Annotated in this window: 21 protein-coding genes; 19 read left to right on the top strand and 2 right to left on the bottom strand. The window is 60.0% G+C overall.

Going from position 1 to position 19,292, the window contains the following annotated elements:
- Positions 1-39: 39 nt before the first annotated feature.
- Positions 40-1,335, top strand: a complete 1,296-nt coding sequence (locus ACTQX9_RS07005; RefSeq protein ID WP_154515488.1) for a glycosyltransferase family 2 protein — start codon at positions 40-42, stop codon at positions 1,333-1,335.
- Positions 1,336-1,402: 67 nt separating this feature from the next.
- Here the strand turns inward: ACTQX9_RS07005 and ACTQX9_RS07000 are convergent, their stop codons facing one another.
- Together ACTQX9_RS07000 and ACTQX9_RS06995 are read right to left on the bottom strand one after the other, a co-directional pair.
- Positions 1,403-2,254, bottom strand: coding sequence for an IS3 family transposase (locus ACTQX9_RS07000; protein WP_370450575.1), 852 nt, complete (start codon positions 2,252-2,254; stop codon positions 1,403-1,405).
- 20 nt (positions 2,255-2,274) lie between these two features.
- Positions 2,275-2,772 (bottom strand): helix-turn-helix domain-containing protein, encoded by a 498-nt coding sequence (locus tag ACTQX9_RS06995; RefSeq protein WP_099431658.1) that lies wholly within the window; start codon positions 2,770-2,772, stop codon positions 2,275-2,277.
- Positions 2,773-2,869: 97 nt separating this feature from the next.
- Here ACTQX9_RS06995 and ACTQX9_RS06990 point away from each other — a divergent pair, with 97 nt between their 5' ends.
- From ACTQX9_RS06990 to ACTQX9_RS06905, 18 genes are all read left to right on the top strand, one after another.
- Positions 2,870-3,292, top strand: a complete 423-nt coding sequence (locus ACTQX9_RS06990) for a prepilin peptidase (RefSeq protein ID WP_441041128.1) — start codon at positions 2,870-2,872, stop codon at positions 3,290-3,292.
- 31 nt (positions 3,293-3,323) lie between these two features.
- Entirely contained in the window at positions 3,324-4,571 is a 1,248-nt protein-coding gene (locus ACTQX9_RS06985) for a deoxyguanosinetriphosphate triphosphohydrolase family protein (RefSeq protein WP_441540849.1), read from the top strand.
- A gap of 60 nt (positions 4,572-4,631) precedes the next feature.
- Complete coding sequence (locus ACTQX9_RS06980) at positions 4,632-5,981, top strand: replication-associated recombination protein A (RefSeq protein WP_441540848.1); 1,350 nt, start codon at positions 4,632-4,634, stop codon at positions 5,979-5,981.
- Positions 5,982-6,081: 100 nt separating this feature from the next.
- Positions 6,082-6,672, top strand: coding sequence for a hypothetical protein (locus ACTQX9_RS06975; protein ID WP_441083346.1), 591 nt, complete (start codon positions 6,082-6,084; stop codon positions 6,670-6,672).
- Positions 6,665-7,042 (top strand): ATP-binding protein, encoded by a 378-nt coding sequence (locus tag ACTQX9_RS06970; RefSeq protein WP_154515503.1) that lies wholly within the window; start codon positions 6,665-6,667, stop codon positions 7,040-7,042. Before ACTQX9_RS06975 ends, ACTQX9_RS06970 begins: the two co-directional genes overlap by 8 nt.
- 1 nt (position 7,043) lies before the next feature.
- Positions 7,044-7,835, top strand: coding sequence for an RNA polymerase sigma factor SigF (locus ACTQX9_RS06965; RefSeq protein WP_427717298.1), 792 nt, complete (start codon positions 7,044-7,046; stop codon positions 7,833-7,835).
- The gene (locus ACTQX9_RS06960; protein WP_441540847.1) at positions 7,832-9,241 is read left to right on the top strand and encodes an AI-2E family transporter; all 1,410 of its coding nucleotides are present in this window, start codon (positions 7,832-7,834) and stop codon (positions 9,239-9,241) included. The genes ACTQX9_RS06965 and ACTQX9_RS06960 overlap by 4 nt, the downstream gene beginning before the upstream one ends.
- A 148-nt stretch (positions 9,242-9,389) precedes the next feature.
- Positions 9,390-12,047, top strand: coding sequence for an alanine--tRNA ligase (gene alaS, locus ACTQX9_RS06955; RefSeq protein WP_441540846.1), 2,658 nt, complete (start codon positions 9,390-9,392; stop codon positions 12,045-12,047).
- Positions 12,048-12,056: 9 nt separating this feature from the next.
- A complete protein-coding gene (ruvX, locus tag ACTQX9_RS06950) occupies positions 12,057-12,485 on the top strand; it encodes a Holliday junction resolvase RuvX (RefSeq protein WP_035138185.1) in 429 nt (142 codons plus the stop codon).
- The gene (gene mltG, locus ACTQX9_RS06945; RefSeq protein WP_441540845.1) at positions 12,478-13,911 is read left to right on the top strand and encodes an endolytic transglycosylase MltG; all 1,434 of its coding nucleotides are present in this window, start codon (positions 12,478-12,480) and stop codon (positions 13,909-13,911) included. The genes ruvX and mltG overlap by 8 nt, the downstream gene beginning before the upstream one ends.
- Positions 13,912-13,913: 2 nt before the next feature.
- Positions 13,914-14,411 (top strand): YqeG family HAD IIIA-type phosphatase, encoded by a 498-nt coding sequence (locus ACTQX9_RS06940; RefSeq protein ID WP_441540844.1) that lies wholly within the window; start codon positions 13,914-13,916, stop codon positions 14,409-14,411.
- An 8-nt stretch (positions 14,412-14,419) separates the two neighbouring features.
- Positions 14,420-14,953, top strand: coding sequence for a shikimate kinase (locus ACTQX9_RS06935; protein ID WP_441540843.1), 534 nt, complete (start codon positions 14,420-14,422; stop codon positions 14,951-14,953).
- Positions 14,950-16,059 carry a hypothetical protein gene (locus ACTQX9_RS06930; RefSeq protein ID WP_441540842.1) on the top strand — a complete coding sequence of 370 codons (1,110 nt, stop codon included), beginning with the start codon at positions 14,950-14,952 and terminating at the stop codon, positions 16,057-16,059. Before ACTQX9_RS06935 ends, ACTQX9_RS06930 begins: the two co-directional genes overlap by 4 nt.
- A 132-nt stretch (positions 16,060-16,191) precedes the next feature.
- Positions 16,192-17,322 (top strand): M24 family metallopeptidase, encoded by a 1,131-nt coding sequence (locus ACTQX9_RS06925; protein WP_427717316.1) that lies wholly within the window; start codon positions 16,192-16,194, stop codon positions 17,320-17,322.
- A 159-nt stretch (positions 17,323-17,481) separates the two neighbouring features.
- Positions 17,482-18,045, top strand: a complete 564-nt coding sequence (gene efp, locus ACTQX9_RS06920; RefSeq protein WP_154515524.1) for an elongation factor P — start codon at positions 17,482-17,484, stop codon at positions 18,043-18,045.
- A gap of 24 nt (positions 18,046-18,069) precedes the next feature.
- Positions 18,070-18,432: an Asp23/Gls24 family envelope stress response protein gene (locus ACTQX9_RS06915; protein WP_441016288.1), complete on the top strand. Its 363-nt coding sequence runs from the start codon at positions 18,070-18,072 to the stop codon at positions 18,430-18,432.
- A gap of 3 nt (positions 18,433-18,435) precedes the next feature.
- A complete protein-coding gene (nusB, locus tag ACTQX9_RS06910; protein ID WP_427717322.1) occupies positions 18,436-19,020 on the top strand; it encodes a transcription antitermination factor NusB in 585 nt (194 codons plus the stop codon).
- A 2-nt stretch (positions 19,021-19,022) separates the two neighbouring features.
- Positions 19,023-19,289: an exodeoxyribonuclease VII small subunit gene (locus ACTQX9_RS06905; protein WP_441540841.1), complete on the top strand. Its 267-nt coding sequence runs from the start codon at positions 19,023-19,025 to the stop codon at positions 19,287-19,289.
- Positions 19,290-19,292: the final 3 nt, after the last annotated feature.

Raw genomic sequence — 19,292 nt, 5'->3', positions numbered from 1 at the left:
ATATACGGTTGTTTACGTCACGCGTTCCTGGGAGCCTGCATGCTCGCCTTTTTACAAACCAACACACCTATCGTGATCTTCAACCAGATTGTCGTCACGCTGCTTACGGTCTGTTTTCTGTACCAGGTGGTCTTCTTTGTCATCGGCGCTCTTCGTGGTGAGGTCGCGCCTCCCAAGGCCAAGAAGCTCCATCGTTATGCCTTCTTTATCGCGGCGCATAACGAGGAGGCCGTGATCGCCAACCTCGTGCGCTCCATTAAGGACCAAGATTATCCGTCCGAGCTTATCGAGGTCTTCGTGGTCGCCGATGCCTGCACCGACAACACGGCGCAGCTCGCGCGCGAGGCGGGCGCCGTCGTCTATGAGCGCAATGACTTGGCCCGTAAAGGCAAGAGCTGGGTCATGGACTATGGCTTCGACCGCATCCTTAACGAGTACCCCGATACGTTTGAAGGCTACTTTATCTTCGATGCCGATAACGTTATCGCCCGCGATTACGTGTCCAAGATGAACGATGCTTTTGACCAGGGCTTCCATGTTGTTACGAGCTATCGCAATTCCAAGAACTTTGGCAGCTCGTGGATCTCGGCAGCTAATGCCACGTGGTACCTACGCGAGGCACGCTTTCTCAACAACGCGCGCAACATCTGTAAGACGTCTTGCGCCGTTTCGGGTTCGGGCTACCTCATCTCCGCCAGCGTTATCGAGGGTATGCACGGCTGGCAGTTCCACACGCTGACCGAGGATATTCAGTTCACCACGTTCTGTGCCATTCACGGCATTCGCATTGGCTATGCGCCGGCGGAGTTCTTTGACGAACAGCCCGTGACGTTTAAGGCATCCTGGAAACAGCGTATGCGTTGGACCAAGGGCTTCTACCAGGTGTTCTTTACGTACGGTAAGCACCTGGTCAAATCGACCTTCCGCTATCATCGCTTTGCCGCCTACGACATGTTTATGACGATCGCACCGGGCATGCTGCTCTCTCTGATCTCGATGCTCGCTAATGCGACGTTCCTCATCGTGGGCGGCCTTTCGCACGGTTTCTTGGCTACCGAAGTCGAGATGCAGGCGTGTGCCGCTTCGCTCATTATGACCTTCGCTATGATGTATCAGACTTTCTTTATCCTGGCGCTGCTCACGACTATCTTTGAATACAAGCATATTCACTGCGCGCAAAAGTGGCGTCTGGTAACCAACCTGTTTACCTTCCCGATCTTTATGTTCAGCTATATCCCCATTACGGTGGCAGCGCTGTTCTTGAAGGTCGACTGGGTGCCGACGCAGCACGCCGTAAGCGTTACCCTCGACGAGGTCATGCAGGGCGCCAAATAACCATCATCAAAACCACCACAAAGGGGATATGAACTGCGCCCCGAAACTTGGACTGAATAAATAGCGACTACGCCGCAAGGGCCCGGTTCCGGAACTCCTCCGGCGTCAGGCCCTTCAATCTTACCTGCCTGCGCCGCGTGTTCCAATGGGCTATGTACTCCTCCAGGTCGCGCTTGAAGTCCTCGAAGCTGCCCCACTCCCTGCCGCGGTAGAACTCGTCCTTCACGTGGCCGAAGAGCTGCTCGGTGGCGGCGTTGTCGATGCAGTTCCCCTTGCGCGACATGCTCTGGGTGATGCCCGCCCCCTCCAGCCTGGAGGTGTAGGACTCGTGCTGGTACTGCCAGCCCATGTCCGAGTGCATGGTCGGTGCCGCCCCGTCGGGCAGGGCCTCGAGGAGCCGGTCGAGCATCCTGTGCTGCTGGGCGAGGTCCGGAGAGGTCGATATGTCGCTCGCCACGATCTCCTTCGTGCAGAAGTCGAGCACCGGGGCCCAGTAGGCCTTGGCGCCGGCGACCTTGAACTCGGTGACGTCGGTGCCGAGCTTCTGCCACGGCCCCTCGGCGCCGAAATCCCTCGCGATGACGTTCTCGAACGTGCTCCCCACGAGCCCCCTGTAGGAGCTGTACCGGCGGCGGGAGCCCCGGCGGCGTATCGCGCACCGGATGCCCATCTCGCGCATCATCTTGAGCACGGTCTTGTCGGCCACGACCGCGCCCAGCTCGGCGCGCAGGCACATGGCTATCTGCCGGTGCCCGCAGCCGTTGGCGGTGCGCGAGAATATCTCGGCCGCGGCGTCGCGCAGCTCGGGCCTGGTCGGCCTCCGCGGGTGCGCCAGCGCGTAGTAGTAGGTCGACCTCCTGAGCCCCGAGCACTCCAGCAGGTGGCGCAGGGAGTGCCCCTCCGCCCTCAGCGCCCTCACCGCCTCGGCCGCCGCCCTGGTCAGAGCCCGTCCCGCTCGACCAGGGCGCGCAATTTTTTTAGGTAGGCGACCTCGGCCTCGAGCCTGCGGCAGCGCTCCTCGAGCTCCTGCTCGCGGGTGCGGGCCCGGGGTTTCGACCTCGACCCCCTCGGCCTGCCCTTCGGTCCGGGCCGCAGCGCCTCGGCGCCGCCCTCGCGGTAGAGCCTGCACCAGCGCTCCAGCGGGGACTTCGACCTGATCCCGAACTCGGCCATGGCGTCGGTCTTCGCCATCCCGCCGTCGACCACGGCCGACGCCGCGGCGACCCTCTGCTCGAATGTGTACCTGGATTGTTTCCCGCCCATGGACAGCAGCGCCTCGCTTCCGAACGCCCGGTATACCCACTGCCATTCTCTCACGGTCTCGCGGGGGACGGACAGGGCCTCGGCCGCCGGCTTGCAGCCGACGCCGGCGTCGAAGAGCTCGACGGCCCGCCTCCTGGACTCCAGGTCGTGCTTCACCCTGAGGTCTATACTCATGGAAAACCTCCCATTTCCCGATGTCCAAGAAATGGGAGGCAGTTCAATAGAACCTTTGCGGTGGTTTTACGTTTGAGCGCTCAGTTGAGGGGTTTCGATGTTCTATATCCCGTTTTGGATTTGCATCTTTGCCGGCGCGGCGATTGACGCCCGCGAACGGCGGTTTCCCAATGAGCTTGCCGGCGCGTGTGCGGTGGCGGCGTTTGCAGGCGTCTGGCTCGACAAGGGCGTTAACATGGCGCTTGACCACGCCGGTCTTGCGGTCATCGTCTACCTTGCCCTTGTGCTTACTGAGTCACTCTGGCGTCGCCTTCGCCATGCCCCCGGCATCGGCATGGGGGATGCCAAGGCGCTCTTTGCCCTTTGCACCTTCGATCCCCTGGGCGGCGTCGTCGCGTTTGCGGTTGCGCTTCTGACCCTTGCCGCCGCCTGTCTCATCGTAAAATCGCGCTCGCTGCCTTTGCTGCCGTTTTTGGTGCCAATATTTGCCATAATCGAGTTCGTGGGTAGTACGCTGTAACCGTTTGCGCGCCCTTTTTAAGGAGCATGCCATGGCAATCAATCAACAGACAGCCGCCATCAAGGCGCGCCTGGATCGCATTCCCGCGGCGTTGTCGCCCGAGCTGGTCGAGCGCATTGCCGCCGACCGCGCCGCGGGTGTCGTTAATCCCTATCGATGCGGTGACGACCAGGCCATCCGCCGTGTCGATCGGGCCGCAGACGAGGGCACGCTTATGCGTCCGGCCTTTATGCGCGATATCGAAAAGATTCTGCATCTGCCAGCATACACACGTTATGCAGGCAAAACGCAGGTCTTCAGTTTTCGCAGCAACGACGATCTGTCGCGCCGCGGCCTGCACGTGCAGCTTGTCTCGCGCATCGCTCGCGATATCGGGCGTGCTCTGGGGCTCAACTGCGATCTGATCGAGGCGATTGGCTTAGGCCACGACTTGGGCCACACGCCCTTTGGCCATGCCGGCGAGCGTTTCCTCAACGATATCTATCACGAGCGCACGGGTCGCTATTTTTTCCATAACGTACAATCCGTTCGCGTGCTCGACGCGCTGTACGGCCGCAACGTGTCGCTCCAGACGCTCGATGGCGTACTGTGCCACAACGGCGAGTACGAACAGCGTGTTTTTGAGCTTTCGGACATGGGTTCCTTTGACCAGTTCGACCGAACCGTCGAGGAATGCATTGCCACGGGTTATAGCGCAATTGAGCACCTGCGCCCCATGACGCTCGAGGGCTGCGTGGTTCGCATCTCGGATATCCTTGCCTACGTTGGGCGCGATCGCCAAGACGCCATTGCGGCGGGCCTGCTGTCACCCGACGCCTTTGACGATGACCTGGGCGGTGCATACAACAGCTGGATCCTTACGCATGCCTCTATCGATATCGTCGAGCACAGCTATGGCAAGCCGCGCATCGAGATGAGCGAGGACCTGTTTGAGGAGATCCGCCGGGCCAAGCGCGAGAACTACGAGAAGATCTATAGCAAGGGCGGCATAGAAGGCGACTCCGAAGCGGAGCTGCGCGAGGCCTTCGAAAAGCTCTATGACCGTTGCCTGCGGGACATAAACGAAGGCGACGAGTCCTCGTATATCTTTAAGCACCACATTTCTCGCATTGAGCAGCAGCTTTCCTACTACGATCGCACCTATGCATGGCAGGACGATAAGGACCAGACGGTCGTGGATTACATTGCGAGCATGACGGACGGTTATTTCTGCGAGCTCACGAGCAAGCTGTTCCCGGGATTGATGTTTCCGCACCGTACCTATATTAACGAACGGTAGTTCGTATATATTCGGTATACTGTTCATGGAAAACGTTTTTGATTGATGCACGGGATGGCTATGGACGACCTTTTTTCTGCTTCGACGCGTGAGCGTTCCTTTCAGAATGCGCCGCTTGCGGTGCGCATGCGGCCCAATTCGCTCGACGAGTACGTGGGCCAGCAAAAGGCCGTCGGTAAGGGCTCGTGGTTGCGTGCCGCGATTGAGCATGACGTGCTGTCGAGTGTGATTCTGTATGGGCCAGCCGGTACGGGCAAGACGACGCTGGCCCACATTATCGCCAACCATACCAAGAGCGAGTTTGTCGAGGTCAGCGCCGTGACGGGCACTGTGAAGGACCTGCGCCGCGTGATTGACGAGGCCAAGACGCGCCTGAATACGTACGACCGTCGCACCATTCTTTTCATCGACGAGATTCACCGCTTCTCCAAGTCGCAGCAGGATGCCCTGCTGCATGCGGTTGAGAACCGTACCGTCATTATGATTGGCGCCACGACGGAGAATCCGTACTTCGAGGTCAACTCGGCGTTGCTCTCGCGCGGTCGCGTGGTGGAACTTGAACATTTAAAGGACGAGGATATCGCCACGCTTATCGAGCGTGCGCTCGAGGCGCCGCAGGGTTTGAACGGCAAGTTCTCGGCCGATGAGGATACGGTTAAGACCATCTGCACGCTGGCTGCGGGTGACGCCCGCTCGGCACTCACGACGCTCGAGCTTGCGAGCGAGATTGCCGTCACGCGTCCCGATACCGAGGGAACGCCGGCGCCGGCGGCGGGGCAGCGTTATCCCATTACCGTGGATGACGTAAAGATTGCCAATCCGCGCCGTGGTTTTTCGTATGACAAAAACGGCGACATGCACTACGACATCATCAGCGCGTTTATTAAGTCTATGCGCGGCAGCGACCCCGATGCCACGATCTATTGGCTCGCGCGCATGATCGATGCGGGGGAGGATCCTAAGTTTATCGCTCGCCGTATTATGATTCAGGCTTCTGAGGATGTTGGCAACGCCGACCCGCAGGCGCTATTGGTGGCGCATGCCGCGTTTAAGTCTGCCGAGGTCATTGGTTATCCCGAGTGCCGCATTAACCTGGCTCAGGCTGCACTCTATGTGTGCTTGGCGCCAAAATCCAACGCGTGTGAGGCCTCGATTGATGCGGCGTTGGCCGATATTCATTCAAGTGGGCTGCGCGAGGTGCCGAGCTATCTACGCGATCGTCATCGCCCGGGCAGCGACGAATACGGTGTGTATAAGTATCCGCATGATTATCCCGAAGGCTGGGTCGATCAACGCTATTTGCCCGAGGGGCTGGAGCGCGGCGCGTTTTGGCGGCCTGCCGGCCGCGGCTGGGAAGAGTGGCGTGTAGAGCAAAGCGAGCGCGACCGTAGCGGGAATGCACCGAAGTAACTGCTGGTAATTTTGTCTCACGTTGCTGCTCTTGGCATGTTCAGTCCCCTTTGGGGTACCATGAACAGCGTCTGTATTTCGATTCCTTCGGGAGGCTTGTATGAGTCCCATCCAAATCGCCCTGCTGCTGCTCGCCGTTGCCGGCGTGTGGGCTGTCATCGAGCTCGCGCTCACGCTGCGAAAGACCCGCACTGTCGTTGATTCGCTCGACAAGACGGTGAGCGACCTTAACAACACCATCGCCGAGGCTCAGCCCGTGGTAGCAAAGCTCGATGGCGCCGTCGATGAGCTCACCCCCGCGCTGGCGCAGGTTGAGCCGCTCCTCAAGTCGAGCAAGACCGCCGTCGACGCTCTTACCTCCAATCTCGTAGAGGTCGAAGCCGTGGTTCGCGACATTTCCGAGGTTACGGGCAGCATGGCCGAGGCCAGCAATGCCGTGTCGAGTGTGACCGACTCTGCGGCCGGTGCCGTTCAGAAACTCTTTAACAAGGTGAAGGCTCCCGCGGTCGAGGCCGAGCGCAATCTTTCCGCTGCCGCCGAAGCCGAGCAGCCGACCGAGCGTGTCCTGATTGGCGAAGCCGGGGACGATGCCGCTGCTGGTGACGATGATGCACAGAAGCCTGCTGCTAAAGCAGCCCGGTATTACACCTACACGCCCGCCGAGACCTCCGAGGAGTCCTGCGATGAGTAGTGAAGCGACTTGCTCTATCACGCTGACTGTTGCCGGGGATCCGCGTCTGGCACGCTTGGTGCGCATGACGGCGGCTAATGTCGGCGCGCTCTGTTCCATGTCCGTCGATCGCATCGAGGACATTCGTATGGCTGCCGAGGAGGCCTTCATCTTTGGCTGCACGGCCGTTGATTCTGACGTTATCTCGATCAAATTCGATGTCGACGAGTCTCACGTGGGCATGACCTTCACCTTTGGCGACCAGGCGACTGTCGATGAGGATGACCAGGCCGCCGTATATGCCGAGCTCATTCTGGCAAGCGTGTGCGATTCCTACGAAAAGACTGCGGCGCCTCTGACGCTTTCCCTCGATCTCAAGGCGGATATCTAATATGACCGAACGTTCCCGGAGCGGTAAGACCGCTTGGGACAAGGAGAAAACCCGCGAGCTGTTTCGTCGCTACAAAGAGACCGGTGATCCGGACGCCCGCGAGCAGCTCGTCATGTCCCATATGAACCTGGTAAGGTTTCTTGCCAACAAATTTAAGAATCGCGGCGAGCCGCTCGACGACCTCATGCAGGTCGGCTATCTGGGTTTGCTCAAGGCTATCGACCGCTTTGATCCCGAGCGCGGACTTGAGTTCACCACGTTTGCTACGCCCACCATCCTGGGTGAGATCAAGCGTCACTTCCGCGACAAGGGTTGGAGTGTGCGCGTTCCGCGTCGCCTACAGGAGCTCTCTGCCAAGGTTAACCAGGCCACTGACAAGCTCACTAACGAGCTGCAGCGCTCGCCTAAGGTTGAGGAAATCGCTGAGTACCTAGACGTGACCGTTGACGAGGTGCTGGAGGCCATGGAATCGTCCTCGGCCTATACTTCGGTGCCCATCGAGGCCCCCGGTGCGTCCGATTCTGACGACGCGCCTTCAATTCTCGACCGTTACGCCGACGACGACAACGAGCTCGACTTTACCGATGACCGCCTGGTGATTGAGGAGGCCATCCGCGATTTCTCGCCGCGCGAGCGCGAGGTTATCGAGCTGCGCTTCGTAAAGGGCATGACCCAGATCGAGATCGCCAAGAAGCTGGGCATCTCGCAGGTGCAGGTCTCGCGCCTGCTGCGCCGTACCCTTAAGAAGGTTCAGGATAAGATCGACCCCGACGGAGTGATGGTTCGTTCATGAGTGAACACCCCCAACAAACCGATCGCGCGCTGCGCGATACCCGTATTCTGACGCTTCGCATTTGGGCCGTCGTCGGCTGCATTGTCATCGCCGCCGTCATCTTTAACCTTATGGGTATCTTGGCGCCGGTTATCGAGTTTCTAGCTGTCGGTTCCATCATCGCTTTTGTGATGTCGCCGATCACTAACTGGCTCGAGCATCACGGCGTCAACCGTGGCATTGGTTCGCTTATCGCGCTGATCGTGGTCGTTGCTGTGCTCGTCGGTGTCGTTTGCATCTTGTCGCCGATTCTCTTTGGCCAGATCATGGAAGTCTTGAGCCGCCTGCCTGAGCAGCTTCGTGTTGCGGGCGGTGATCTCAACGAGATGGTCTCGCATGCCAAGACGCTCAACAACACGCCGCTCAAAGAGTATCTGGACGATAATCTTTCTTCGCTGGTTACCGTGGCGTCCAAGTATGTATCTCAGATTGCCGCTGAGCTTGGTCGCGGTGTATTCCCGTTCATTACCAATACGGCCTCGCAGCTGTTCGTCATCTTCCTCGGTCTGGTGCTTGCCTATTGGCTGGCCTGCGACTATCCCCGTATGCACCACGAGGTCTGCACCATCATTGGTCAGGAAAAGGAGACCTCGTACCGCTTTATGGTTGCTATCCTTTCACGCTCGGTCGGCGGCTATATGCGCGGCATGGTCGTGACGTCCATCTGCGGTGGCATCCTGGCCTTTATCGGCTTTACGCTCATTGGCCATCCCTACGCGGCACTCATGGCCATCTTTACGGGCATCATGCACTTGGTCCCGGTTGTTGGCCCCTGGGTGAGCGCGGCGATCGCCACGGTGCTCGGCTTTATGTTCAGCCCGATGCTGGCGTTATGGACCTTGATCGTGACCATGGTGGCACAAAATGTCACCGACAACGTCATTTCGCCTAAGGTCATGCAGAGCTCGGTGCAGGTGCATCCCATCATGAGCCTGACGGCCCTGGTTATTGGTTCGGCACTCATGGGTCCCATCGGCATGGTCATCGCCATCCCGCTGTGCGCGGCCCTCAAGGGCATTTTCGTCTACTACTTTGAGAACGAGACCGGCCGTCAGCTCGTGGCATACGACGGCGCCGTGTTTAAGGGCACGCCGTATCGCGATGCCGAGGGTAACCCGGTTGCCGCCTACGATGCGCTTGGAGACGATACGTTCATCTATGAGTCCGAGCTCATCGGTAACGAGACTGCGCCCGAGGCGCAGGCAATGCCCAAACCCGAGCTCGATAACCCATGGATCAAGCTCTCGGGCCTTCAGCCCGATGCTACGGGCTTTTTCAAGAATCCCTTCGCCAAGGACGATGACTCCAACTCGGATGACGACACCAATACCGGCATCGACGGTTCCATGGACGATGATGAGCAGTAAGTCATTTCAAGTTCAAGTTCATAGGCAATAACGTGCAAATTCGCTGGAGGGTCGCTGTTTGGCGACCCTCTTTTTTGCACAGGCGCGGTGGGATGGTAATATCGTTACGTTTGAACTGTTTCGATGTGAAACCGAGGAGATTCCCTCTATGAGTGCTGACTACCCGTCAATGACTACGGCTGAGATTCGCTCTAAGTTCCTCAACTTCTTTGAGGAGCGCGGTCTTAAGCTCTATCCTTCTTCGTCCCTCGTCCCCGACGATCCTTCGCTGCTGCTTGCCAACGCCGGCATGAACCAGTTTAAGGAGTATTACCAGGGCAAGAAGACCATGAAGGAGATCGGCGCTATCTCCTGCCAGAAGTGCGTCCGCACCAACGACATCGACTGCATCGGCGAGGATGGCCGTCACCTGTCCTTCTTTGAGATGCTCGGCGACTTCTCCTTTGGCGGCGTCTCCAAACAGCAGGCCTGCGCTTGGGCCTTTGAGCTCATCACCAAGGAGTTCAAGCTGCCGCTCGACCGCCTGTACTTCACCGTCTTTACCGAGGACGACGAGACCCACGACGTGTGGCGCTCTCTGGGCGTTGCCGAGGATCACATCTCGCGTCTGGGCGAGGACGACAACTTCTGGGCCGCTGGCCCCACCGGCCCCTGCGGTCCGTGCTCCGAGATCTACTTTGACATGGGCGAGGAGGTCGGCTGCGGCAGCCCCGACTGCAAGCCCGGCTGCGACTGCGACCGCTTCCTGGAGTTCTGGAACCTCGTCTTTACCCAGTACGACCGTCAGGAGGACGGCTCCATGCCGGAGCTGCCGCACCGCAACCTCGATACGGGCATGGGCCTGGAGCGCATGGCCGCTATCATGCAGCACAAGACCGCCAACTACGACGGCGATCTGATGCAGCACCTCATCAAGCTTGGCGAGGAGATCAGCGGCAAGACCTATGACGCCGACGATTACTCCGGTGCCAGCCGCTCGCTGCGTATCATCGCCGATCACTCCCGTGCCGTCGACTTCATGATCTCGGACGGCATCCTGCCCGGTAACGAGGGCCGCGAGTACGTCCTTCGCCGCCTGCTCCGCCGCGCCGTGTTCCACGGTCGCCTGCTGGGCATCGAGGGCGCCTTCCTGACCAAGTTCATCGACGAGGTCAACGCTCAGATGGGTGAGGCTTATCCCGAGCTGCTCAAGAACGTCGCGCTCGTCAAGGGTATCGTCGCCTCCGAGGAGGAGCGCTTCTCCACGACGCTCGACAACGGCCGCGTTTACCTGGACGAGGCCCTGGCCGCGCTCGCCGACGGCACTGTCCTTCCGGGCGATGTTGCCTTTAAGCTGCATGACACCTTTGGTTTCCCCATCGACCTGACCGTCGAGATCGCCGGGACCGCTGGCCACGACGTCGACATGGACGGCTTTACCGCCTGCATGGAGGACCAGAAGGCCCGCGCCCGCGCCAACGCCAAGGGCGACGCCTGGGGCAGCTTCAACGACGTGTGGGTCGAGCTTTCCGACAAAGTTGCCGCGACTGAGTTCGACGGCTATGACAACGATGTGATCGAGGGTGCCAAGGTTGTCGCCATCGTGCGCAACGGCGAGTCCGTCGAGTCCGCTGCCGCCGGCGAGGACGTCGAGGTCGTGCTCGACCGCACCCCGTTCTATGCCGAGATGGGTGGCCAGCAGGGCGACGCCGGTAAGCTATCCGCCGAGGGCGTTGCGCTGACGGTTTCCGATACCAAGAACCACAACGGCCTGTATGCTCACGTCGCCCACGTTGCCGAGGGCACGCTGACCGTCGGTGCCACCGTGACCGCCTCGCTCGACGCCGAGCGCCGTGGCTTCCTGCGCCGCAACCACACCGCCACGCACCTGCTCGACGCCGCCCTTAAGCAGGTCCTGGGCGAGCATGTCTCCCAGGCCGGCTCGCTGGTGACGCCCGAGCACCTGCGCTTTGACTTCACGCACTTTGAGGCCCTGTCCTCCGAGCAGCTCAAGGCTGTCGAGGACCTGGTCAACCAGCAGATCTTCGCTTCCAAGCCGGTCGTGACCCGCGTCATGGGCATCGACGAGGCCAAGGCCGCCGGTGCTGTCGCCCTCTTTGGCGAGAAGTACGGCGACGTTGTCCGCGTCGTCTCTGTGGGCGCCGAGGACCAGCCGTTCTCTCGCGAGCTCTGCGGTGGCACGCATGCCGCCAACACTGCCGAGATCGGCCTGTTCAAGATCATCTCCGAGTCCTCCACGGGCTCCAACGTCCGCCGTATCGAGGCCGTGACCTCCAAGGGCGCTCTCGATTACATGGCCGACCGCCTGGCACTCGTTGACGCCGCTGCCGCTGCGCTCAAGTGCCGCGTCGACGAGGTTCCCGCCCGCGTGGAGAACCTGCAGGCCGAGCTGCGCGAGACCGCCGGCAAGCTCAAGAAGGCTCTGACCGGAGGCTCCTCCGACGCTATCTCCAATGCTATCGAGGGAGCCGTCGAGCTTGATGGCTACAAGCTTGTTGTCGCCGAGCTCCAGGGCCTTGAGGCTGCTGACCTGCGCAACGTCTGGGATACTGTGCACCAGAAGGTTTCCGGCCCCGTTGCCTGCGTCGTTGCCAGCGTGACCGAGAAGGGCACCCCGGCCCTGCTTGCCGCCGGCTCCGATGACGCCGTGAAGGCCGGTTTCCATGCCGGCAATGTGATCAAGCAGATTGCGGGCCTGGTCGACGGTCGCGGTGGCGGTCGTTCCAACATGGCCCAGGCCGGTGGCAAGAACGCCGCCGGTATCGCCGATGCCCTCGCGGCCGCCAAGACCGCGCTCGGCGCCTAAGTAGTCGCTGTGGTCGCGCTCGCGCTGGACATAGGGGAGACCAGGATCGGCATTGCCGTCTCGAGCCGTGATGGCAAGATGGCGATGCCTGTCAAGGTACTTCCGGCTGCCGAGGTCACTGGTATGGCCAAGACGTTCCGTTACCTGGTCGAGGACTATGAGCCCGACATCCTGGTAAGCGGACGTCCCTTGACCATGGCCGGTGAGCCTGGCCCCCAGGCCGAGCGCGTTGCCGCCGTGGCGCAAAAGATTGCCGACGAGCTCGATCTTCCGCTCGAGTTTGAGGACGAGCGTCTGTCCTCGCAAGAGGCAAAGCGTATCTTGCGCGAGCAGGGCCTCAACGAAAAGCAGATGAGGGGCAAGATTGACATGATTGCCGCCAGCCTGTTTTTGCAGACATGGCTCGATCGCAAAAACGAGGAGGTTTCGCATGCCTAGCGCTTCCGATCCGCGCCAGCCGAATCGTACACGTCAGCCCGAGTCGCGCCCTGCCCAGCCTGGCCAGCGTCCGGCACAGCCGACGCAGCGCGCAGCTCAGCCTGGCGCGCGCCCGGTGCAGTCCTTCGCTCGTTCGGCCCAACCTGCTCAACGGACGGGTCAGCAGCCTTCTGCTCGTTCGATTCAGCATCCGGCTTCTCGCGCGGCTCAGCAGCCCACTGCTCGTACTGCCCAGCCTGCAGGCGGTACTCGCTTTAAGCAGCAGGCACCTGTCCGGCGAACGCAGGCTACCCAATCGCATTCGCATCATGCTCGCGGTTTGCATGGCGTTGCTCCGGCGACCCGCTCGAGCTACGACACGCGTGCTCGACGCGGCGCTCAAAAGAAGAGTTCTCCGGTCCCCATGATCATCGGCGTTGTGGTGGCGGTGCTCGCGCTTGCTGCGATCGCTTTCTTTGTCGTGCCGGCCGTCAAGGGCTTCTTTGCCGGTGAGGATACGAAGGTTATGGCTGGTCAGCAGGTTACGGTGACCATTCCCGACGGTGCTTCGGGCGACACCATCGCCTCGATCCTCTCCGAGAACCATATCGTCGAAAATCCCAAGGATTACTATGCGGCGGTCAAAAAGCTCAATGCCGATATGTCGCTCAAGCCGGGTAAGTATTCGTTTACCACGCTCATGGATGCGACCAAGGTTGTTCAGCAGCTCATGGAAGGCCCCAATGCGGGCTCCAATGCGCTTACTATTCCCGAGGGTCTAACGGTCGATCAAGTCGCCGACCGTGTGGCCCAGGCCTACGACAGCATCTCTAAGGAAGACTTCCTCAACCAGGCCAAGGCCTCCAACTACGTGGACGACTATAGCTTCCTTAAGGGCGCCGCCAACGATTCGCTCGAGGGTTTTCTGTTCCCCAAGACCTATTCGCTGGGCAAGGACCCGAGCGCCGATGACGTTATCCGTGCCATGCTCGATCAGTTCAACACCGAGTACAAGTCTCTCGATTTTGCCGGTTGCGAGGCCAAGATCAAAGAGCGTTACGGCGTGGAGATGTCCGATTACGACATCATCAATCTCGCTTCCATCGTTGAGCGCGAGGGTCTCAACGCCGAGCAGCGCGCACATGTCGCCTCGGTCTTCTACAACCGCCTTGCCGGCAAGCTCGACGGTCTGCGTTATCTCAACAGCGATGCGACCATGATGTATGTCACCGGTGGCGAGGTTTCCGCCGACGACCTGCAGAGCGATAGCCCGTACAACACCTATAAGCACGAGGGTCTGCCACCCACGCCCATCTGCTCCCCGTCGCTCGAGGCACTCAAGGCCACGCTTGAGCCGACCGACTCCGATGACCTGTATTTCTACATTACGCAGGACGAGGAGTACTTCTCGCAAACCTACGAAGAGCACCAACAGTCTTGGAATTAAACATGAGGATTTTCAGCCCCAAACGATATGTTGCATCCGTCGACCGCATCGACCTTGATACCCTGTGGGCCGACGGCAAACGCGCCATTCTGCTCGATCGCGATAACACCCTGGTGCCGCGCGACACCGAGCAGGTTCCCGCCGCGGTTTCCGCTTGGCTCGACGCCGCCCGCGCCAAAGGCTTTAAGCTGTGCATGGTGTCTAACAACTGGCATCGCGACCAGGTCATGAGCTTGGCACGCGAGCTGGGACTCGAGGCCATTAGCCACGCCATGAAGCCGGCTCCGTTTGCCCTCAAGGCGGGTCTTAAGCGCCTCGGCGCCACGGCCGACGAGGCGGTGCTGATCGGTGATCAGCTCTACACGGACGTGTGGAGCGGCAATTTCGCCGGCGTCGATACCATCCTGGTAAAGCCGCAGGCCACTCAGGACCTGTGGTATACGCAGATCTTCCGTATCTTTGAGCGCCGGGCCCTGCGCGACCTTCCCTGCGAGGAATAGGTCTCGCTATGTCCCAGCACACCAAACACGGCTGCGACCATATCTTCTTTATCGGCTTTTTGGGCGCGGGCAAATCGACGCTTGCGCGCAACGTGGGCACTATGTTCAAACGTCGCTTTATCGATACCGACCGCCTTGTCGTGCGTCGTTGCGGTAAATCGGTGACCGAGATTTTTGATACCGAGGGCGAGGAGCGTTTTCGCGAGCTCGAGACCTCGGCGCTCCGTTCGCTCCAAAGCGAGCGCAGCCTGCTGGTTTCCTGCGGCGGAGGTATCGTCGAGACTCCGGTTAATATTGAGCTTATGCACCAGATGGGTATCTGTGTGTACCTCGAAGGTGACTTTGAGGATTCGATTCGCCAGATTCGTCGGTCCGACACGCGTCCCGATTTCCGTTCGCCCGAGCATGCCGCGCGCCTGTTTGAGCATCGCCGTCCGCTATATCGCCAGGCCGCCGATATTACTCTTGATATTCGCAACAAGTCCTTCGAGGACGTTTCCTACCTTTGTGCCGAGATGCTTTTGGAGCGTGGGCTGCTATGATTCGCCGTCAACTGATCAATTTCCAAAACCGCAGTGTCGATGTCCGCGTCGGATTAGGCGCGTTCGAGGAGCTGTCGCGCATGTTTGCCTCGGCTGTGGGCAAGCCTAAGCGCGCGTTGGTGGTTTGGAACGACGCCACGTCAGGGCGTTTTGGCGAGGTCGTCGAGCATGCGCTGGTTGATGCCGGTTTTGTCGTGTCGCAGCTCCCACTCGAGGTTTCGCCTGCTGGTGCCACGCTGGCCGATGCCGATGCCATCTTTGGCGCCCTATCTGCCAACGGCATTACCTGCGACGATCTGGTTGTCGCCGTTGGTGATGCCGCAACCTGCTCGGTTGTTAGCTGGTGTGCTAATCAGTGGTGCGGTCGCACCGAGTGCGCCTTGCTGCCGACAACGTTCGACGCCATGCTCACGGTCGCGACGACCATGAAGCCGCTCGTCGCCTCGTCGTCGAATGCGCTTCCCGCTATCGCGTTCCGTCCCGAATCGGGCTTGGTCGTGTGTGACCTCGACCTCGTTCGCGAGGCAGACCCCGAGGATCTCAAGCTCGGCTATGTGGTGATTGTTGGCACCATGCTTTCGAGCAGCAAGTCCCGCTGGAATCAGTTTACCGAGACTGTTCCCGAGATTCTTTCCGGCGAGGAGGTCGCGCTCGTCAATGCTGTGCAGTGGTCCCAGACCGCGCGCAAAGACGTGCTCATGGCCACGAATCCCAGTGCTCGCCATGCACTCGATTTTGGTAAGACAGGGGAGCGCACCCTTCGCGCCTGCCTGGGCGAGCCCGCGGCTAACGTTCCCGCATACCAGCTCCTTTCCGAGGGTATGCGCTTTGAGGCGCGCCTAGCACATGATGCCTGCGACTTCGATATCGACAATGTGTTTGATCTCGACGATTGCCTGGAGGACTTTGGCATCGAAGAGCTTGCGTTCGACTTGGAGCCCACCGCGTTTATCGAGGAGTTCCGCAAGCAGCAGTTTGCTCGCTCAAACCGCAGCATGCTGCCGCTGCCCGCGGCGCTCGGCGCCATTCGCCTGACAAATGTCGAGGACGAGATTCTCGAACGTCATGCGCAGGCGTATCTGGCTTCTCGCAAGGAACTTTTTTAACTTTATTGACATCCATCGTGTTTCGTATCATTTTGAGGGACGGGTTTTCAATCGGTTGTGAATCGCTTGTGGTTCGGCTATTCGTTTGAAGCCCGTCCTGCTCTTTTTGAGGACAATAAGAAAGGAATCTGAATGTCTGAGTTTGCTGCCGGTCCCGCCGGTCGTATCGAGCGTGTCCGTGCCCTGATGGTCGAGCGCGGCTACGATGCTATCGTCGTGCGCGATGAGGCCAACCTCCGTTGGCTCACGGGTGTGAAGGGCGTCTTCGATTACACCTTCGAGTTTCCGCACGCCGCATTTATTACGGCCGATCAGTGCCTGTTCCATACCGACTCGCGCTATCTCAACAGCTTTGAGGAGAACACGCCCGCCGGCAGCCCCTGGGTCTACGACATGGACGAGGGCACCATCCCCGGTTGGGTTGCCGACAAGATCGCGGCCAACAAGTGTCGTGTCTGCGCCGTCGAGGATGACATGCAGATTAACTTTTATCAGGGTATTCAGCGTGGTCTTGAGGATCGCTCCGTCGCCTGCATGCTGCCGCTGATGCATGACGACATTCGTAAGATGCGCGCCATCAAGGATGCCGAGGAGATCGAGCTTATGCGACACGCGCAGTCGATCACCGATGCCGCCTTCCAGCACATGCTCGGCTTTATTAAGCCCGGTATGACCGAGAAGCAGGTCCGCAACGAGCTCGAGAACTTTATGTTCGCCAACGGTGCCGACAGCTTGGCCTTTGGCTCCATCGTCGCGAGCGGGCCCAACACCGCCAACCCGCATGCCGTCCCGAGCGACCGTGTCATCGAGAAGGGCGATTTCGTCCTCATGGATTATGGCGCGGGCTACTGCGACTATCGCTCCGATATGACGCGTACTGTCGTGATGGGCGAGCCCACGCAGGAACAGCTCGACCTGTACGAGCTCGTGCGCCGCACCCACGAGGAGTGCGTCGCCGCTATCCATCCGGGCGTCGAGGGTAACGATATCTTCAAGCTTTCCAAGAAGATCATCGGCGATGCCGGTTATGGTGATTACTACAACCATGGCCTGGGCCATGGTGTCGGTATCGACATCCACGAGCTGCCCAACTTCAACCGCAGCAAGAACATCATCGAGGTCGGCTCGGTTGTCACCATGGAGCCCGGCGTCTACCTGCCCGGCGTGGGCGGCGTGCGCTTGGAGGATTACGGTGTTGTCACCGAGAACGGCTATGAGCCCTTCACCAAGACCCCGCACGACTTGCACGTCATCGACTGCTAAGCCATTCAGTTTGATTTTGGAAGCGGGGCGTTCGAAATGATTCGGGCGCCCCGCGTTCTCTTTTTATGCGCTCGCCGCAGGCGCCGCCTGCAAGTGTATAATTTCGCTCGTATGTAATTTGGACGCTTGTGCGTTCTACCCATAACAAGAAAGGTCGCTATGCCTACCATTTCTACCGCCGACTTCAAGAACGGCCTCGGTCTCCGCATTAAGGACAAGGTCTACACCATCGTCGAGTTCCAGCACGTCAAGCCGGGCAAGGGCGGTGCTTTTGTGCGCTACAAGACCCGCGATATCAAGAGCGGTCGTGTCGTCGAGAACACCTGCAACGCCGGTACCAAGTTCGAGAGCGTCATGCTCACCACCCGTGAGTTCCAGTACCTCTACAACGACGGCGCCGACTACATCTTCATGGACAACGAGTCCTACGAGCAGGTTCCCGTTCCCGAGGACATGGTGGGCGAGAACTCCAAGTGGCTGCGCGAGAACGACACCTGCCAGTTGCTCTTCGCCGACGACGAGCTCATGGGCGTGACCCCGCCGATGTTCATCGAGACCACCATCGTCCAGACTGACCCGGGCTTTAAGGGCGACACCGTTCAGGGTTCCACCAAGCCGGCCACCATCGACACCGGTGCTGTCATCCAGGTCCCGATGTACCTCAACGAGGGCGAGGTCATTAAGGTTGACACCCGCGACGGCAAGTTCGTCTCCCGCGTCTAGCAACCAACTCTTCTAGGAGGACTCATGCCCCAGGAAATCAAGATTGACGGCATCGGTATTTCGCCCGATGTTCTGACCGCCATCGTCTCGCGCGCCGTCACGGATGTCGAGGGCATCGCCTCCGTGGGCGTCAAGGACCTTGCCACCAACCTTGTCTCCATGATGCTTTCGTCCAAGTCCCCGGCTTCCGATCCGGCGGTAGAGGCCGAGGTCATCGGCGACAAGCTCGCACTCACCGTGCGCGTCGTGGTGTTCTTTGGCTATCCGTTCAAGAAACTCGCCGAGGCCGTTCGCTCCGCCGTGGTCGCAGCTATCGATGCCCAGGTAGGCGTCGAGGTCGAGCGCGTTGACGTTTGCATCGACGGCCTCGTTTTCCCCAAGGAGTAACCTTTGAGCCTTAAGGTTTATCGCGGGCGTACGCTTGCCCGCAGTCAGGCGCTGCAGCTGCTGTTCCAGGCCGAGGCCACGGACAGCCCGCTCGAGCGCGTCCTCGAGGGCGATTTCCTGATCTCGAAGGGTCCCCTCGACCCCTACGCTCTGGAGCTGTGCCGCGGTGCCTACGAGTATATCGACCGCATCGACTGCGCCCTGCGCTCCATCGCCAAGAACTGGGATCTTATGCGCATGCCCGGCGCCGATCGCAATCTGCTGCGTATCGCCGTCTATGAGATGCGCTTCCTCACCGACGAGGAGGTCTCGGACGCCATCGTGATCAACGAGGCTGTAGAGCTTGCCAAGGCCTATGGCACCGACCAGTCCGCGTCGTTTGTCAACGGCGTGCTGGGCAAGATCGCGCGTAGCGAGGAGCTGCCGGGCGAGGACCTGTATCAGGAGCTGCTGGCCGAGGACCGCGCCCGCGAGGAGGCCCAGGCCGCCGAGGCTGCTGCCAAGGTTGCAGCCGCTCAGGCTGCGGCCGGCGTTCTCGACGAGGGTGCCGAGGTCGCCGAGGTCGAGACCGGTACCGTCGAGGAGTAGCCATGCCAGAGGGTTCCGTTCGCAACTTCGACGAGATCTCGGACCGCTTGGACCAGATCATCGCTACCGTTCGCTCCAAGGATACGTCCTTGGAGCGTTCGCTCGATTTGTTTGACGAGGCGATCGAACTTGGCTCCCGTGCGGTCGATATGGTCGACAAGTTTGAGTTGACGCCTCGTGAGGCCGATAAGCTCGAGCAGGAATACGATGAGGATGCGGCAATCGAATCCCAGGATAGCCAGGCCGCGTCTCCGGATACGAATGGTTGATGG

The sequence above is a fragment of the Collinsella sp. LCP19S3_F2 genome, assembly GCF_052121015.1.
Taxonomy (GTDB): Bacteria; Actinomycetota; Coriobacteriia; order Coriobacteriales; family Coriobacteriaceae; genus Collinsella.
The sequence above is the reverse complement of the archived record's forward strand: the minus strand, read 5'-3'. Positions and strand labels throughout refer to the sequence as shown.